Source organism: candidate division WOR-3 bacterium, from assembly GCA_039804165.1.
In the GTDB taxonomy this organism is placed as follows: Bacteria; Hydrothermota; UBA3072; order UBA3072; family UBA3072; genus JAFGHJ01.
Genome location: JBDRZZ010000001.1, coordinates 39,388 through 55,393 on the forward strand (window position 1 = coordinate 39,388; position 16,006 = coordinate 55,393).

Genomic DNA, 16,006 nt, shown 5'->3' on the forward strand with positions numbered 1-16,006 from the left:
GGTTGACAACAATCTAATAAATTTGTATAATTTATTATGAAGATGGATACGCCCCTTTTAATGATTGGAACCTTTCTTGTAATAACCGGAATTTTAATTATTCTATTTGCAAAAATTCCGTTTTTTTCTCGTTTGCCTGGGAATATCTTGATTCAAAAAGAAAACTTTACATTTTATTTTCCCCTTTCTTCTTGTATATTGATTTCAATAATTTTGACAATCCTTCTCAATTTGATTTTCTTTATATTAAGGAGTAAACCTTGAAGAGAGATTCTTTGGTTATTATTCCAACTTATAATGAAAAAGAAAATATTTCTTCAATTATAAAGGAAGTTTTGAGGCAAGGAAAGGAGTTTGAAGTTTTAGTTATAGATGATGCGTCTCCAGATGGAACTTGGAAGATAGTGGAAGAAATTCAGAAAAAAGAAAAAGATAGGGTTCATTTAATCAAAAGGGAAGGGAAGATGGGATTAGGGAGTGCATACATTGCGGGTTTTAAGTGGGCTCTTGAGAGGGAATACAAGTTTGTTTTTGAAATGGATGCTGATTTTTCGCATGATCCTTCTAATCTTAAGATCTTTCGTGAGGTTCTTGAGAAGGAAGATGTGGATCTTGTTATTGGGTCAAGATATAAGGAAGGGGTAAATGTTATCAATTGGCCGATTTCAAGGCTAATTTTGAGCTATTTCGCAAATCTTTTTGCGAAGAAAGTGACAGGAGTTCCTCTTTCAGATCTAACTAGTGGTTTTAAAGGAATGAAGAGAACTTTTCTTGAGACTCTTGATCTAAATAAGGTTAAAGCTGAAGGCTATGGATTTCAGATAGAGATACATTTTTATGGTTATTGGAAAGGATTTAAGATTAAGGAAATGCCGATTGTTTTTGTAGAGCGGAGAGTTGGGAATTCTAAGATGTCTAAAAAAATTATCTGGGAGGCTTTTTGGTTAGTTTGGAGATTGGGTTTTTTTAGACTTATTAAGAAAATATGACCCTTACGATTGGGATTGTGAATTATAATACGAAAGATGAGTTAAAGAGCTGCATAGATTCAATTTTTAAAAATCCCCCAAATTGTAACTATCAAATTATTGTCGTTGATAATGACTCAAGAGATGGTAGCAAAGATTTTTTAAAAAATATTAAAAGAAAAAAAATAAAATATATTTTGAATGAAAAGAATGTAGGATTTGGTTCTGCCTGTAATCAAATAGCAAGGTTAAGTTCCTCTCCCTATATCTTGTTTTTAAATCCTGATGTTAAGATAACTAAAAATGCTATAGATAAACTGATTAAGTTTTTGAGGAAAAATAAGAAAGTAGGTTTAGTTACAGGAAAACTTATTTATCCTGATGGTTCTATTCAACTCTCCTGCAGAAAGTTTCCAACAATTTTAAATGTCCTTGGAGGAAGAGAGTCTCTATTGCGAAAGATTTTCCCGAATAATATTATATCAAGGAGATATTTAATGACGGAGCTTGATTATACCAAGATTCAATTTCCTGATTGTGTGAGAGGAGCTGTGATGCTCTTTAGAAGGGAAATTTTTGAAAAGTTTGGTGGTTTTGATGAGAAATTTTTTCTCTATTTTGAGGACACTGATTTTTGCTTCCGGTTGAGAAAGAATGGGTTCGAAATAGCTTATTTACCAGAGGCTATTTTCTATCATAAATTAGGAGCAAGCACAGATAAAGAAAAATTGAAAGCAAAAATTGCTATTAATATTTCTATGTTTTATTATCTGCGGAAAAATATGGGTTATAATTTTCCTATCCTTTTCCTTCTATTCTTCTTTCTTTTAACAAGGCTTTTCTTTATTTTCTTTTTCTTCTCTTTAAAGGAGATGAAGGAGTGATTCAAGAGAGAAAGCATTTTCTGAGATTCACGATAACCTTTTCTGATATAATAATCTTGATTGTTACTTACTGGATTGCAGTTTTCACAAGAGCTCTTTTCCCTACTTATGGAGAAATTCCAGAGTGGGAATGGTATTTAAATTATTATTTGAGAATTTTCCCAATATTTCTTTTGACATTTCCTCCAGCGATAGCTTTTAATAATTTAACTTTGGATAGATTCCCTTTGGATAAGCATAATTTTTATTTAAAAACTATTTTTAGCTTTTTATTAACAATAGCTGTTTACATAGTTGTTCTTTATTATTTTAAATTGTTCAATCAAAGTCGTATTGCTCTTTTGGTCTTTTGTGTTCTGGGGATAACTCTATTAATAATTAATAGAGAGTTAATCTCAAAAGGAAAGAGGAATTCAATAAGAGCTGTTGTTTTTGGGAAAGAAAAAGAAGCAAAAGAGATAGAAGAGTTATTTTCTCTTCATGATTTTTTTGGGATTAATATAATAAAAATATTTAGTAAAGTTCCGATTGATTTTTCAGAATTTTTACATAAAGAGGTAATTGAATGGGTGATAATTACTGAAGAAAAATATAAAAAATATATTCCTAAATTAGAAAACCTTGGCGTAACAGTTAGTTATTATTTAAAAGGAAGTTTTGGTAATCTTAGGAGTTTTGTTTCTGTTGAGAATTTATTTAGATCTCCTCTTATTACTTTTCATCCTACTCCTACTTCTTATGCCCAACTTTTTATTAAATATCTACTTGATCGAATAGTCGCTTTTATTGCAATAATGGTCCTTTCTCCTTTATTTCTCGTGATTGCGGTTTCGATAAAATTGACTTCAAAAGGTCCTGTAATTTATAAGCAGAAGAGAGTAGGACTAAAGGGCAAAATTTTTACAATGTTTAAGTTCAGGACAATGTTTGAGAATGCTGATGAAATGAAGGGAAGTCTTGCTTATTTAAATAAAATGGATAAGGTTGTTTTTAAAATAAAAGATGATCCAAGAGTTACAAAGGTGGGTAGAGTTTTAAGACGTTTTAGCCTTGATGAGCTACCTCAGTTATTTAATGTGCTAAGGGGTGACTTGTCACTTGTAGGACCAAGACCTCCCATTCCGGAAGAAGTGAAAGAGTATGAAGATTGGCAGAGAAAAAGACTTGCGATAAAGCCAGGCTTAACATCTCTTTGGTTAATAAAGGGCCGTTCGGACTTATCTTTTGAAGAATGGATGAGGTTAGATTTAGAATATATAAATAATTGGTCCTTAAGTCTTGACTTTCTTATCCTTTTAAAAACAATTCCAGCGTTAATATCTGGGAGGGGAGCTTATTGATTTTCTTTTTTTTGATCTTAGTTTTTTCTGGTGAAGAGGAAGAATTATATAAATTAAGAAAAGAGTATATTTTACCTCTTTCTGTGGAGCCTTCTTTTGTAGAAAAGGGAGAAGCTTATTTAAATCTTGCCGTAATTGATATAAAACTTAAAGATTTTGATAGAGCTTCTCGGGAGTTGAAAAAAGCTTCTTTTTATGGTAGAAAAAAGGAAGCAATTTATCTTGAGGGTGTTATTAATTACCTAAAGGGTGATATTGAGAAAGCAGTTTCAAATTTTAAGAAGATAGATGAGTGGGAATACATATTTTTTTTAGAAAATTTGTATACTCTTTCTCTTGGAAATCCAATTGAAAAAGAAATTATAAATAAGTTTCCTGATTCTCTTGGTTTTTATTTTGTCTTTTATGAAGAGGATTCTTTAAAAATTTTGGATTGGCTTGGAAAGGCTTCTATACCTTTATGGCAGAATTTTCTTGGTAGAGGATATCTTTGTTATGAGGGAGGAAAATATAGAAGAGCTTTAAACTATTTTAGAGAGTCTTATAAAATAAAAGAAACACAACTTACAGGAGTATATATTATAGCTACTTTATTTCAACTTTCTGAATTTGATAGTCTTATTTCTTTTCAGGAAAGGGCTTCTATAAATACCCCTCTTACTAATTATCTAAAAGGAGAGGCTTATTATAAGAAAGGAAAAATGGAGAAAGCCTTAGAAATTTTTCTTTCTGACAGCTTTCCTTTTTATGAAACTCATAAGCTTTTTGGAGCAGGTTGGTGTATGTATCAACTTGGAGAGTATTCTCAAAGTGTTTCATTATTTAAAAAATTCCTTGATATCTATAAAGAGGGAGAACTTAAACAATATGCTTTGTATCGGATAGGAAGAGCTCTATTAAAACAAGGGAAAGTTGAAAGTATTGACTACTTTAAGGAAATAGTAGAAAAATATCCTTCTTCTCCTCTTAGAGATGATGCTTATTTATTACTCGGCAAAATTAATTTTCTTCTTAATAAAGAAGACGAAGCAATTAGATGGTTTGAGTTACTTTTAAAAGAATATCCTTCTTCTTCGTGGTTACCAATCGCTTATAAATATCTTGGAGAAATTTTTTTAAATAAGGAAGAATTTGGCAAAGCTTATAGATGTTATAAAGAGATATTGTCGCTAAAAGGAATTTCTCTGGATTTGTTGGATGAGGCACAATATAAGATTTTGGAAATAAGATGGAGAAGAGGAGAATTCCCTACAAAAATACATATGTATAAGGTTTTTGTGGAAAAATATCCTAAAAGTCCTAGAACACCTTCTCTTCTTCTTAAAATAGCAGAGTATTATGAGGTAGCGAAGAGATACGATCTGGCAATTCAATTTAATAAAAAAGTGCTTTTTGATTATCCGGGATCCCTTGAGGCTAAAGAAGCTTTGTTTAATGCTGTGAGAGTTTATGAAGAGATGGGTGAATTCCCTAAGGCTATAGAGCTTCTTGAGAACAATATAGAAGGAGAACCTGATTTGAAAGAAAAGATTTACTTGAAGCTCGGGGAGAATTTTGCAAAAATGAGGGATTTTAAAAAAGCGATTGAATATTATAAGAAGGTTTCTACAGATAGCCTTAAACCATATTCTTTATATCAAATCGCCTTGCTTTATCAAGAATTAGGTTTTTTAGAAGAGGCTCGAATTCCTCTTAGGAATATTATAGAGAAATTTCCGGATTCGGATTATATAGGGAAAACTTATCTTCTTCTTGCAAAAACATATTTCCAGGAAGGTGCTTTGAAAACTGCAATTGAGATTCTAAATAAAGGATTGAAAAATTTGGGAGATAAAGAAACGGGAGAGCTTCTTTCCTTTAAAGCCACTATATATTGCGAATTAAACGATGAAGAAGCTCTTGAATTGTATTTAGAAAGTGCTAATAAGATTACAGATAGGAAAAGTAAGATTGAGGTTTTAGAAAAAGGGAGAGAATGTGCAATAAGACTTAATAAGACTGATAAAGTGGAACTGTTTGAGAATTTGATAAAAGATTTAAAATCTCAGTGAATTAAAATAAATTTCTGAGAATGCAGAGTTGTGTTATTTGTTTTTGTTATTAAAAAGTAAACGCCAGAGGGAAGGTTATTTAAGTTTATTTTTGTGGTCTTTGACTCTCCAGAACCATCAAATTCTACTTTATGAATAACATTTCTTCCGGTAATATCGTAAATTAAAAAGTCTATCTCCCTCCAGGGCTGAATTCTATATTCTATTTCTAAAATTCCATTTGTGATGGAAGAGGTAATTTTGGAGGAGAAAATTGGAGTGGAGCCCCAAACTGAATCTAAGTATGGTTTATAATTAAAGTGAGTAATTGTTAAATAAAATTTTTCTGTAAATGAAATGCTATCTTTTTGAGAGAATGTAATAATAGCTTTACCTGTTGAATCTGTATAGGTTGATTTTATTAGGTTATCTCTTTTTCTATATAAAGAGACCAAAGCTCCTCTAACTGGATTTAATGAGTTTTCTTCATAAACTTTTATATCATGATCTGGAAGACCAAGGTAGATTGTATCTGGAAAGGTTACTTTGAATTTCTTTGGAGTATCCGTTCTAAGTTGAAGAGAAGGATCTCCAAAAATGTGCCATGTTTCTGCAATTTCTCCTCCAATGGAATCACCACATTGTTCTATCATATAGCATAGACCGTTAAAATAAACTCCTCCTGCTGTATTTGCTTTATAATGAGCAAGGAGATTAATAGCTCCTTCTTGTCCAATGCAAGGTGGAATCCATGATTGCTCTATTGTGGGGGCTAAAATAACAATAAAGCCTGTAGGATTTTCTATAGTTCCACTGGTTAGGGCTGCTTCAGAGAAGCAGGTTTTCCCATTGAAATCTCCTGTATAACAGGCTACAGAAATCACATGTGGAAGTTTCCAATAATTTCTAAGAGAATTTATATTACTGATAGAAAACCCTCCTCCACTTGCCCAGCCATTAACTGAACCGTGTCCAATGTAATTTATTATTGATACACCAGAATTTATAACACTTGCAATCTTGGAGCTTGTCCCCCAAGGATCGTAACTTGAGTCAATAGATGTGTAAGTAAAATAAGGAGGGATGTTATAAAGTAAGGTATCTTTTAACCAATTACATCTTTTTTTATCCAATATGGAGTCAACAGGATCGTAATCATTACTCGCAATTCCTAATCCTTTATGATACCAATCTGCTCCTTCCTCAGGGTTTCTTTCATATTTAATACTCCGCATTACCTGTTTCCTTATATTTAGGTTTGATCCTCCATTTGAAGAGAATCTTCCTACAAAAAACTCAGGATAGTAGTCATTTCCTTTAACATAAGCATAAGTTGGATCTGCATCTTTATTTTCGGAAAGACCAATCGTTCCTTTTGGAGGAGGAAGTTCGTCTCCATCTCCAACAAGAAGGCAAAAAGTGATCCCTAAGCTATCATATTGTTTTTTAATGAAATTTTTTATTGAAGAGACATCATTCCCAATCTCTTCTAAGAGATAAACTTCTGTGGGTATACCTTTTCTTCTTTTCCAAGTAACAAAAGAATCAAGCTCAGATAGATATTTTTGTGGGGTAAGGATAATCATTCTGCCAGGAGCTTCTTCAATAATTTTGTATCTCAATTTTTTCTCACTGAAATTTATAAAGAAATTTTTATATATATTTTCCATCGTTTTTAAGAATATTTTCTCTTCTGAAAATCTTGAAACTTCTATCTCACCCTCAAAATATAGCTCTATAGTTATTTTTTTAAGAGCGAGAATTTCTTCTTTTTCTCTATTGTACCGGATTGGATTAATGTAAACCGTTATTCCTTTGAAATCTCTCATAAAGAAAGGTTTTGAAAGATATACCCAAGAAGATGGGAAAGTATCTTTTGAGGAATAAAAATCACTGAAATAATATGGGATTGAGGAAGGGGAAATACTTCGATATATATTTCCTTTAGAAGGAATAATTGGAGGTGCTTTAATATTAATGAAGTCCTTATCAATAATCCTAAAATTTATCTCTTTTTTATCAGTAGGAACTATAAAACTTTTAGCAATTCTTGGAGTTGAAGGATATCCTTTTTGTAAATAATTGAAAGCCCCAGGCATTATAATTTTACTATAAGATTTTCCATTTATTACAATTGTATCTAAAAAAAATCCTGAAAAAGAAACTTCAACTTTTATCCTTTCAGAATTATCTTCAATTATAGAATGCTGAAATTCTCCGTTTAGAGTTAACCATTTTCCTATTAGAAGAATTATTAAAACCACTTTAAAGCTCCTCGGCCCACATATGGAAAAATGTTTTTAGTTTTTTTCTGTTTGGTCCCATTCTTAATTTGCGAAGAGCGTTTTCTTCTATTTGTCTTACTCTTTCTCTTGAAATATTAAACATTGAAGCGATTCTTTCAAGGGTTTTGCTTTCCCCATCTAAAAGACCATATCTTAGTTCTAAGACTTTTCTTTCACGAGGAGAGAGGATTTTTAGCTCTTCAAGAAGATTTTCGCTTAATAACTTTAATAGTGCTTTCTTCTCTGGAGAAGGGACACTTTCTTCTGAAATTGTGTCTCCAAATAGGAGTTTTCCATCTTCCATAATGGGGTCATCTAAAGATTTCGTTGCCCCTTTTAAGTTTTCTGCGAATTTTATCTTTTCTCCTGAGACTCCAATATCTTCCGATATTTCTTCTATGGAAGGGAGAATGCCACTCTTTTTTAAAAATTTCTTTTTTGAATTCTTTATTTTGTTAAGAAGAGTCAATGCGTGGATAGGTAGGGAAAAAGATTCAAGTTGCTCCGCAATAGTTTTTATTATAGATTGTCGGATCCACCAAATACAGTAGGTTGAGAATTTATAACCTTTCTTATAATCAAATCTATCTGCCGCTTTTACAAGACCTGTATTTGCAGCCTGGATAAGATCCATAAAACTAAGACTCAATCTTTTATATTTTTTCGCTATTGAAAAAGCTAACCGAAGATTTCCTTCAATCAATCTTTTCTTTATATAAGAGAAGAAATTTTCCCACTTCTCAATATTTTTTCTTGTATTGGAAACTTCTTCCCAACTCGCAAGGATTTCAAATTGAAATTTCTCCAATTCATTTTTTAACTCTTCTTTTTTATGGATTATTTTTTCTCTCTCTTCCTGAGATAGTTCTATTTTTAGGTCTTCTTCTATTTTTTTGTTTTGTAGGATTAGATTTTCAAACTTATTGTATATTTCTTTTTCTAAATTTATAAATTTTTTTAAATAAACTGGTTGGATTCTGATTTTTAGGATTTGTTTTATTATTGCATCCTCATATCTTTTATATTTAAATTTGTAAATATTTTTTTGAGTTCTTAGATAAGCTTCTTTATATTTTTCCAGTTTTATTTTATATCTTCCAATATTCTTCATTAATCTCAATAAATTTTTTCTTTCTTTATCTAATTTGTGTTTTTTAATTCTATTTTTATCTAAATATAAAAACTGTTTAATAAAAGATGGCTTTCTTTTAATTTTTTTCTCAAAAGACAAAAATTCATTTATTACAGGGATAACCCTACTCAAATGTTGAGTGAGCATTACACAAGCTTTTTCTAATTTTTCTTTCAGTTCAAGTTCTTCTTCCTCTGTAAGAAGGGAAAGTTTTTCTATCTCTTTTAGATAAAGCTTAAAAGGTTCACTATCACTTGTTAAGGAAGCCTTTTTTTCTTTCTTTGAGGTAAAGGTTTCTTCGTTTGGTTCATCTTCAAATGTTTCTATTCTTTCTATTAATTCATTCAAAGGAATCTCTTCTTCCATTAGATTTAAAAATTTTGATAAGATTATTTCTTTCTCTCTCAATTTACCCCTCCTTTTTAATAGCTTCTCTTTCCTCTGTAAGTTTAGCTATTTCTTCACATAATAATGTTTCTTTTTCGTCTCCTTCTTTAAGCTTCTGGAGTTCTAATAATTTTTGTTCTATTAATTCCTCTAAATGATATTTTTTTAACCCCAAAGCCTGAGAAATTGGAGAAGGAGAAGGGAATTCGCTTTTTTTTATAAGGTAATCTATAAAAGGCTGGGGCAATGATTCTATTGTATCTTTTATCTTTACTTCTATCCCTTCTTTTATTAACCTAAAGTATTTCTTTAAATGGGGATTTTTGATGTATTCTTCATCTATTATAGAAAGAACTTTATCTTTCTCTTTTGGATTCTCTAAAAGTGAATAAATAAGTAATAGTTCAAGTTCTTCTCTTTCACTAATATTAATTTTTTTAATTGAAGTGGATTTTCTACTTACTTCCTTATTTATACCAAACATTTCTTTACTTATTGCAAGTTTCTTTGATAAAAAATCTTTATATATTTCCTGTTTTGTTCTATCTCTTATAGATTGAAGAAAATTATTAATTTCTTCAATGGCTTTTGAGAGTTCAAAGGGAGAAGTTAATTGATATTTGGTTCGCACCTTTTCCAGAAGCCATTCTATAAAATCGGTTGATTCTTTTATTGCTTTTTCGAAAGCTTCTTTGCCTTCTTTTACTATTAATTCTGCAGGATCTTTTTTCTCGATTTTACCTATTCTTACATTGCATCCTTCTCCTAAAAGCATCCCAAGAGACCTAAGTGTAGCTGCTTCACCTGCTATATCTTCATCGAAAAAAAGGAAGATCTCTTTAGCATATCTTGAAAGTAATTCTGCTTGATCCATTGTTAAAGATGTTCCTAAGCAGGCAACAGTATTTTTAAATCCTGATTGATAAAGAGAAAGAAAATCAAAATATCCTTCGACAAGAATAACCTTTTCTAATTTTCTTATTTCCTCTTTTGTGTGCCACAAACTATAAAGATTTTTACCTTTTTTATGAATTGGTGTGTCTGGAGAATTAAGATACTTAGGACCGTTTTTGCTTAACCTTCTACCTCCAAATCCAATAATTCTACCGGAGGAAGAGAAAATAGGGAATAGGAGTCTTAGAAAGAATGTGTCTTTGATTTCTTCTAAGCTTTTTTTTATAAGCCCACTCTTTAATAGATCTTGAATTTTGAATTCTTTTTTTGCATTAGATAGAAAGAAATTACCTGGTGGGGCAAAACCTAATTTGAATTCTTCTATTATGTCTTCTTTTATTCCTCTTTTTTTTAAGTATTCAAGAACAGGTTTGGATTTTAAAAGTTCTTTATGGTAAAGATTCGCTGCAAACTCGTGGATTGAATATAGGATTTCATTCTCTCCTTCAAATTTCTCAATCTTAATTCCAGTTTTCTCCCCTAAAATTTTTAATGCTTCTACAAAAGGAACTTTTTCAAATTCCATTATAAATGAGATTACATCTCCGCTTTTTCCACATCCAAAACAGTGAAATACGTTTAGGTGAGGAGAAACATAAAAAGAAGGGGTATCGTCTTTATGGAAAGGGCAATTGGTCACATAATTTTTGCCTACTTTTTTTAAAGTTAGATAGTCTCCAATAAGGTCCACAATTTCTATACTTTCTTTTATTCTGGTTACAACTTCATTAGAAAAGGACATAATGATAAATTTTATCTTTTTTGATGACTTCCGCAAGCCCATTTTTATGAAATTAATAGATTTTCATTTAATCAGATAATGAATAATTCCCTTGACTTACAAACGATAATTATTAAATTCAGAAAAACTTATGAAATATTCAAATGTAGGAATTATTGGAGCTGGAAATTGGGGAACAACCCTTGCCTTAATTCTTGATTCTCAAGGTAAAAAAGTTAAGCTTTTCGAGCCTATAAGGGAAAGATTTAATAATCTTAAAAAATGGAGAGAGAATAAGGAGTTTCTGCCTGGATATAAGATTCCTGAAAGTGTATTCATTACTAATGAGCCAAAAGAACTTTCAGAAAATTGTGATTTTATTTTCTTTGTTCTACCTAGTAAATTTGTAGGAGAAATTGCTTCTCTTTTTAAAAGTTATATTGATAAAGATAAGATTGTCGCAAGTTTTATAAAAGGAGTAGACCCAGATTCTTTAAAAAGAATTTCGGAGATAATAGAGGCAGAAATTCCCTCTCAGAAAAGAGAAGTTGTTGTTGTTTCTGGTCCTTCAATTGCGAGGGAGGTTGTGATGGGAGTTCCTACTTCTCTTGTTGCGGCTTCTTTTAATTTAGAAAAAGCCAAAAAAATTCAGAGATTTCTTTCTTCTGATAAGTTAAGAGTTTATACATCTTCAGATGTTATTGGAGTGGAACTTGGTGGAGCTTTTAAGAATGTATATGCTATAGCTTCGGGAATATGCGATGGGATGAGTCTTGGTATGAATGCAAAAGCAGCTCTTATAACAAGAGGAATGGCTGAGCTTTCTTTACTTGGAGAAAAAATGGGAGGGAGGAAGGAAACTTTTGCTGGTCTTTCTGGATTTGGGGACCTTATAGTTACTTCTTTTTCTCCTTATTCAAGGAATAGGACTTTTGGAGAGAGACTGGGGAGAGGAGAATCTGTTGAAAAGATTCTTTCTGAAATGGTGGAGGTTGTGGAAGGGATTAGAACCACAAAATCAATTGTTGCCCTTTCTAATAAATATAAGGTAGAAATGCCTATTGCAAAAGAAGTTTATTCTGTTTTATATGAGGGGAAAAGTCCTTTTGATTCAATGAGAGATTTAATGAAAAGAGAATTAAAGGAGGAGTGGAAAAAATGAAAAAATTATTTTATACAATTAAAGAAGTTTCTAATCTTTTAGGCGAGAGCGAGTCTACTTTAAGATTTTGGGAAGGAGAGTTTAAGGAACTTAAACCAAGGAGAGGAAGTGGAGGGAAAAGACTCTATTCCGAAAAAGATATTGAATTGCTGAAGAAGATTAAATATCTATTGAGAGAAAAAAAACTTTCCTTAGATGGTGCTAAAAAACATCTTTCAGGTAAAGTGGGAGAACTGGATCTTATTAGGAAATTAGAAGAATTAAAGAGGATTTTACAATGAATGAGTTAAAAATTAAAAATGCTCTTATTTCTGTTTATGATAAAAAGGGAATTGTTGAACTCTCTCGGGAATTAGAAAAAGCAGGTGTTGAGATTATTTCTACCTCTGGAACTTATAAAGTTCTCTCTGAGGCTGGAATTAGAGTGAAAAAGGTGGAAGAGATTGCCAGGACTCCTGAATTACTTGGAGGTAGAGTAAAAACACTACAACCGGAAATATTTGCTTCTATCCTTGTGAATAGAGAAAATAATAAGCACATTGAAGAATTAGAAACTCTTGGTCTTGAGCCCATAGATCTTGTTGTGGTTAATCTTTATCCTTTTGAAAAAGGATTAGAAAATGGGCTTTCTGAAGAAGAAATGATAGAATTGATTGATATTGGAGGGGCTTCCTTACTTCGAGCTGGAGCTAAAAATTATAAATTTTGTCTTGTTCTTACTTCTCCAGAGGATTATGAAATTTTTCTTCAAGAGTTTAAAAAGAGAGAAGGTTTTATATCCATTGAGTATAGAAAAAGACAGGCTGAGAAAGCTTTTAGGCTTTTAGCCTCTTATAACAGAGTTATAGCTGATTATTATGCAAAATTGCTTGGAGAAGGTTCCGAATTTCCTAATAGATTACTCCTTGAGGGTGAGAAACTAATAGATTTACGTTATGGAGAAAATCCTCACCAAAAGAGTTCTCTATACCGCATTATTCATAGTGATATTAGTCTTGTTGATGCGAAACAGCTTGGCGGTAAAGAGATGTCTTACAATAATTGGATGGATACTGATGCGGCTGTTGGAGTTGTATCTGAATTTACAGAACCCTGTGTTGCTATTATAAAGCATTCTTCACCCTGTGGTGTTGGAATTGGAGAGTCAATTCTTGAAGCGTTTAAAAAGGCTAAAATATCAGATCCGGTTTCTGCTTTTGGAGGGATTATTGCTTCAAATAGAGAAGTTGACTTTGAGCTTGCTTTGGCGATAATTGAGTCCTTCTTTGAGGTTTTAATAGCTCCTGGTTATTCGGAAGAGGCTCTCTCTAAGCTTAAGGAAAAGAAAAATTTGCGAATTTTAGAGGCTAGTAAAAAGCTATTTTCAAGATTTTCTTATAAAAAGGTTTTTTCTTTAGTTGGTTCTCTCCTTGTTCAAGAAAATGATTCATCTATAGAGCCTTATACCGAATGGAAGGTAGTTAGTAAGAGAGAACCGACAAAAGAGGAATTACAGGAACTTGATTTTGCGTGGAAGGTTGTAAAATGGGTTAAGTCAAATGCAATTGTTCTTGCTAAAGATCTTAAAACAATTGGAATTGGAGGAGGGCACACTTCAAGAGTTGATGCGGTTGAATTTGCAATTCTTAAAGCGAAAAAGCATGGACATAATCCAAAAGGTTCTGTTATGGCTTCCGATGCATTTTTCCCTTTTAGAGATTCAATTGATCTTGCAAAAGAGGCGGGAATTACAGCTATTGTTGAACCTGGTGGCTCTGTGCGAGATGAAGAGGTTATTAAAGCTGCGAATGAGCATAACATTGCTCTTCTATTTACAGGGAGAAGACACTTTAGACATTGAGAAAGGAGGTTATATGGAGATTAAATTAATATTCTGGATTATTTTCTTTGTGATGGTTTTCCCACTTTGCTCTTTTTCTGAAGATGATATTAAGGCAAAGATTACTCCAGAAGCTATAGATGCCAGGATAAGGGAAATTAGAATGGGAGAGATAATAGTAAAGACAACCCCCCATACAGAGGTTAAAGTTCAGCAATTGCGGCATGAATTTTTATTTGGAACTGCAATTACAGATAATCTTGCAGAAAAATCAGAAAATGCAATGTCCGAAAAAGATAGGAAGATGTTTCTAAAGATTCTTAAAGAGAACTTTAATTATGCAGTCCATGAAAATGCTTTGAAATGGTATGACTGTGAAAGAGAGAAAGGGGTTGTAGATTATTATCTTGCAGATAGAATATGGGAGCTGTGCAATGAACTTGGGATTCCTATGCGAGGTCACTGTATTTTCTGGGAGAAAGACAAATATATTATGCCATGGCTTAAGGAATTGAATAATGATGAACTTCGGAGAGCTGTGATTAGAAGAGCAATTAGTGTGGTAGAACATTTTAAAGGCAGAATAGAAGAATTTGATTTGAATAATGAGATGATACATGGAGATTTCTTTCGTAGGCGTTTAGGTTATGGAATTATTAATGAAATGGCTTATGCGGCAAAATCTGCAAATCCAAATGTGATTCTGTATGTTAATGATTATGGAATTCTTGTGGAGGGAGGTTATAATACGGATGCTTATATAACGCAGATAGAAAATCTTCTTGCAAATGGAGTTCCTATAGGTGGGATTGGTTGTCAGGGTCATTTTATTACATCTAATCCAAATAATTCAAAAGGAAAGGCAATTACAACTCCAGAGCATGTTCAGAAAACCCTTGATAGACTTGCTAAATTTAATCTACCAATAAAAATAACAGAATGTCTCTTTATAGGTAACACAGAAGAAGATAAGGCTTCTGAGCTAAGAAAGTTTTTCCCAATTTTCTTTGCTCATCCAAGTGTTGAGGCGATTATTATGTGGGGATTTTGGGAAGTAGGTCATTGGGTTCCTGAAACTGCTATGTGGAAGAAAGATTGGTCTCCAACGCCATTAGCTTTGGCTTATAGAGACCTTGTTTTTAATAAATGGTGGACTAATGTTGTTGGAAAATCGGATGATAAAGGGATTTTTAAAACCCGTGCTTTTTTTGGAGATTATTTAATTACTTCAGGAGGAGAAGCAAAGAAGGTAACTCTAAGCAAAAAAGATAAATTTATAGAAGTGAATTTTTAATACAATATGTTTAATTGGAGGTTTTTACTTCTTCTTTTTTCTTTTCCTCTTTTGCCCCGTTCAATTTCAATTATAGCTACCGGTGATATTATGATGGGTTCTGATTATCCTTATAGAAAATTGCCGCCTGAAAATGGTAAGGATTTATTTAAGAATGTTGATTCTATTTTAAAGAAAGGGGATATAACCTTAGGAAATCTTGAGGGTCCTCTTCTTAAAGGAGGAACTTGCAAAAAGAAAATAGAAAGAGGGAAAGTTTATGCGTTTAGAACTCCTCCAGAGTGGGCGGAAAATCTTGCTCTTTCTGGTTTTGATTTCTTAAATCTTGCAAATAATCATATGAATGATTTTGGTTATACGGGAATTCAAGAGACCATAAAAGCATTAAATTCTTTCGGTCTTCAATATGGAGGTCCTTACGGAAAAGTTGGAAATTTTAATGTAAAAGATTTAAAAATAGCAATTATTTGTTTTTCTACTTCACCTAATTCAAATTCTATTTTTGATATTAAAAAGGCTCAGAAAATTGTCGCGGAATACTCAAGAACTAACGATATTGTTGTAGTTTCTTTTCATGGAGGTGGAGAAGGCACTAAGTTTTTACATACTTATGATACTTTTGAATATTTTATGGGTTCACCAAGAGGAAATGTTGTTAAGTTTGCTAGGGCGGTTGTTGATAGTGGAGCAGATTTCGTTTGGGGGCATGGGCCACATGTTCCGAGAGCAATTGAGATATATAAGGAACGTCTTATTGCCTATAGCCTTGGGAATTTCTGTACTTGGGGATTTAATGTGGTGGGTGAGCTTGGCTATGCTCCAATTTTAAAGGTAGAACTGGATTCGGTTGGTGCTTTTAAGAAGGGAAAGATTTATTCTGCAGTTCAGAAGCCTTATAATTATCCTAAACTTGATTCTTCTTTTAAAGCAGCAAAACTAATAAGAAAACTTTCAGAAGAAGATTTTCCAGAGAGTTGTCCAACCATTCTTGAAGACGGTGAGATTTATCCAAGAATGGAAAGGAGGTAAT

13 protein-coding genes are annotated in these 16,006 nt (G+C 32.1%); 10 read left to right on the forward strand and 3 right to left on the reverse strand.

Annotated features, from left to right (window positions below; all coding sequences use genetic code 11):
- The first annotated feature begins 60 nt into the window (after positions 1 to 60).
- From ABIN61_00215 to ABIN61_00235, 5 genes are read left to right on the forward strand one after another with little or no spacing between them, the layout of a single operon-like run.
- The gene (locus ABIN61_00215; protein ID MEO0292631.1) at positions 61 to 264 is read left to right on the forward strand and encodes a DUF2905 domain-containing protein; all 204 of its coding nucleotides are present in this window, start codon (positions 61 to 63) and stop codon (positions 262 to 264) included.
- Positions 261 to 989 carry a polyprenol monophosphomannose synthase gene (locus tag ABIN61_00220; protein MEO0292632.1) on the forward strand — a complete coding sequence of 243 codons (729 nt, stop codon included), beginning with the start codon at positions 261 to 263 and terminating at the stop codon, positions 987 to 989. The genes ABIN61_00215 and ABIN61_00220 overlap by 4 nt, the downstream gene beginning before the upstream one ends.
- Positions 986 to 1,852, forward strand: a complete 867-nt coding sequence (locus ABIN61_00225; protein ID MEO0292633.1) for a glycosyltransferase family 2 protein — start codon at positions 986 to 988, stop codon at positions 1,850 to 1,852. Before ABIN61_00220 ends, ABIN61_00225 begins: the two co-directional genes overlap by 4 nt.
- Positions 1,849 to 3,192 carry a sugar transferase gene (locus ABIN61_00230; GenBank protein MEO0292634.1) on the forward strand — a complete coding sequence of 448 codons (1,344 nt, stop codon included), beginning with the start codon at positions 1,849 to 1,851 and terminating at the stop codon, positions 3,190 to 3,192. The genes ABIN61_00225 and ABIN61_00230 overlap by 4 nt, the downstream gene beginning before the upstream one ends.
- Positions 3,189 to 5,243 (forward strand): tetratricopeptide repeat protein, encoded by a 2,055-nt coding sequence (locus ABIN61_00235; protein ID MEO0292635.1) that lies wholly within the window; start codon positions 3,189 to 3,191, stop codon positions 5,241 to 5,243. The genes ABIN61_00230 and ABIN61_00235 overlap by 4 nt, the downstream gene beginning before the upstream one ends.
- Here ABIN61_00235 and ABIN61_00240 read toward each other — a convergent pair.
- The 3 genes from ABIN61_00240 to dnaG are packed head-to-tail and all read right to left on the reverse strand — an operon-like array spanning position 5,237 to position 10,722.
- Positions 5,237 to 7,486 carry a C25 family cysteine peptidase gene (locus ABIN61_00240; GenBank protein ID MEO0292636.1) on the reverse strand — a complete coding sequence of 750 codons (2,250 nt, stop codon included), beginning with the start codon at positions 7,484 to 7,486 and terminating at the stop codon, positions 5,237 to 5,239. The genes ABIN61_00235 and ABIN61_00240 overlap by 7 nt on opposite strands.
- A 1-nt stretch (position 7,487) precedes the next feature.
- Entirely contained in the window at positions 7,488 to 9,047 is a 1,560-nt protein-coding gene (locus ABIN61_00245) for an RNA polymerase sigma factor RpoD/SigA (protein ID MEO0292637.1), read from the reverse strand.
- A gap of 1 nt (position 9,048) precedes the next feature.
- Positions 9,049 to 10,722: a DNA primase gene (gene dnaG / locus ABIN61_00250; GenBank protein MEO0292638.1), complete on the reverse strand. Its 1,674-nt coding sequence runs from the start codon at positions 10,720 to 10,722 to the stop codon at positions 9,049 to 9,051.
- 130 nt (positions 10,723 to 10,852) lie between these two features.
- Here dnaG and ABIN61_00255 point away from each other — a divergent pair, with 130 nt between their 5' ends.
- The 5 genes from ABIN61_00255 to ABIN61_00275 are packed head-to-tail and all read left to right on the forward strand — an operon-like array spanning position 10,853 to position 16,005.
- Positions 10,853 to 11,863 (forward strand): NAD(P)H-dependent glycerol-3-phosphate dehydrogenase, encoded by a 1,011-nt coding sequence (locus tag ABIN61_00255; protein MEO0292639.1) that lies wholly within the window; start codon positions 10,853 to 10,855, stop codon positions 11,861 to 11,863.
- Positions 11,860 to 12,144, forward strand: a complete 285-nt coding sequence (locus tag ABIN61_00260) for a MerR family transcriptional regulator (protein ID MEO0292640.1) — start codon at positions 11,860 to 11,862, stop codon at positions 12,142 to 12,144. The genes ABIN61_00255 and ABIN61_00260 overlap by 4 nt, the downstream gene beginning before the upstream one ends.
- Positions 12,141 to 13,703, forward strand: coding sequence for a bifunctional phosphoribosylaminoimidazolecarboxamide formyltransferase/IMP cyclohydrolase (gene purH, locus ABIN61_00265; GenBank protein MEO0292641.1), 1,563 nt, complete (start codon positions 12,141 to 12,143; stop codon positions 13,701 to 13,703). The genes ABIN61_00260 and purH overlap by 4 nt, the downstream gene beginning before the upstream one ends.
- 13 nt (positions 13,704 to 13,716) lie before the next feature.
- Positions 13,717 to 14,976: an endo-1,4-beta-xylanase gene (locus tag ABIN61_00270; GenBank protein ID MEO0292642.1), complete on the forward strand. Its 1,260-nt coding sequence runs from the start codon at positions 13,717 to 13,719 to the stop codon at positions 14,974 to 14,976.
- A 6-nt stretch (positions 14,977 to 14,982) separates the two neighbouring features.
- On the forward strand, positions 14,983 to 16,005 hold the full coding sequence (locus ABIN61_00275; GenBank protein MEO0292643.1) for a CapA family protein: 1,023 nt from the start codon (positions 14,983 to 14,985) through the stop codon (positions 16,003 to 16,005).
- Position 16,006: the final 1 nt, after the last annotated feature.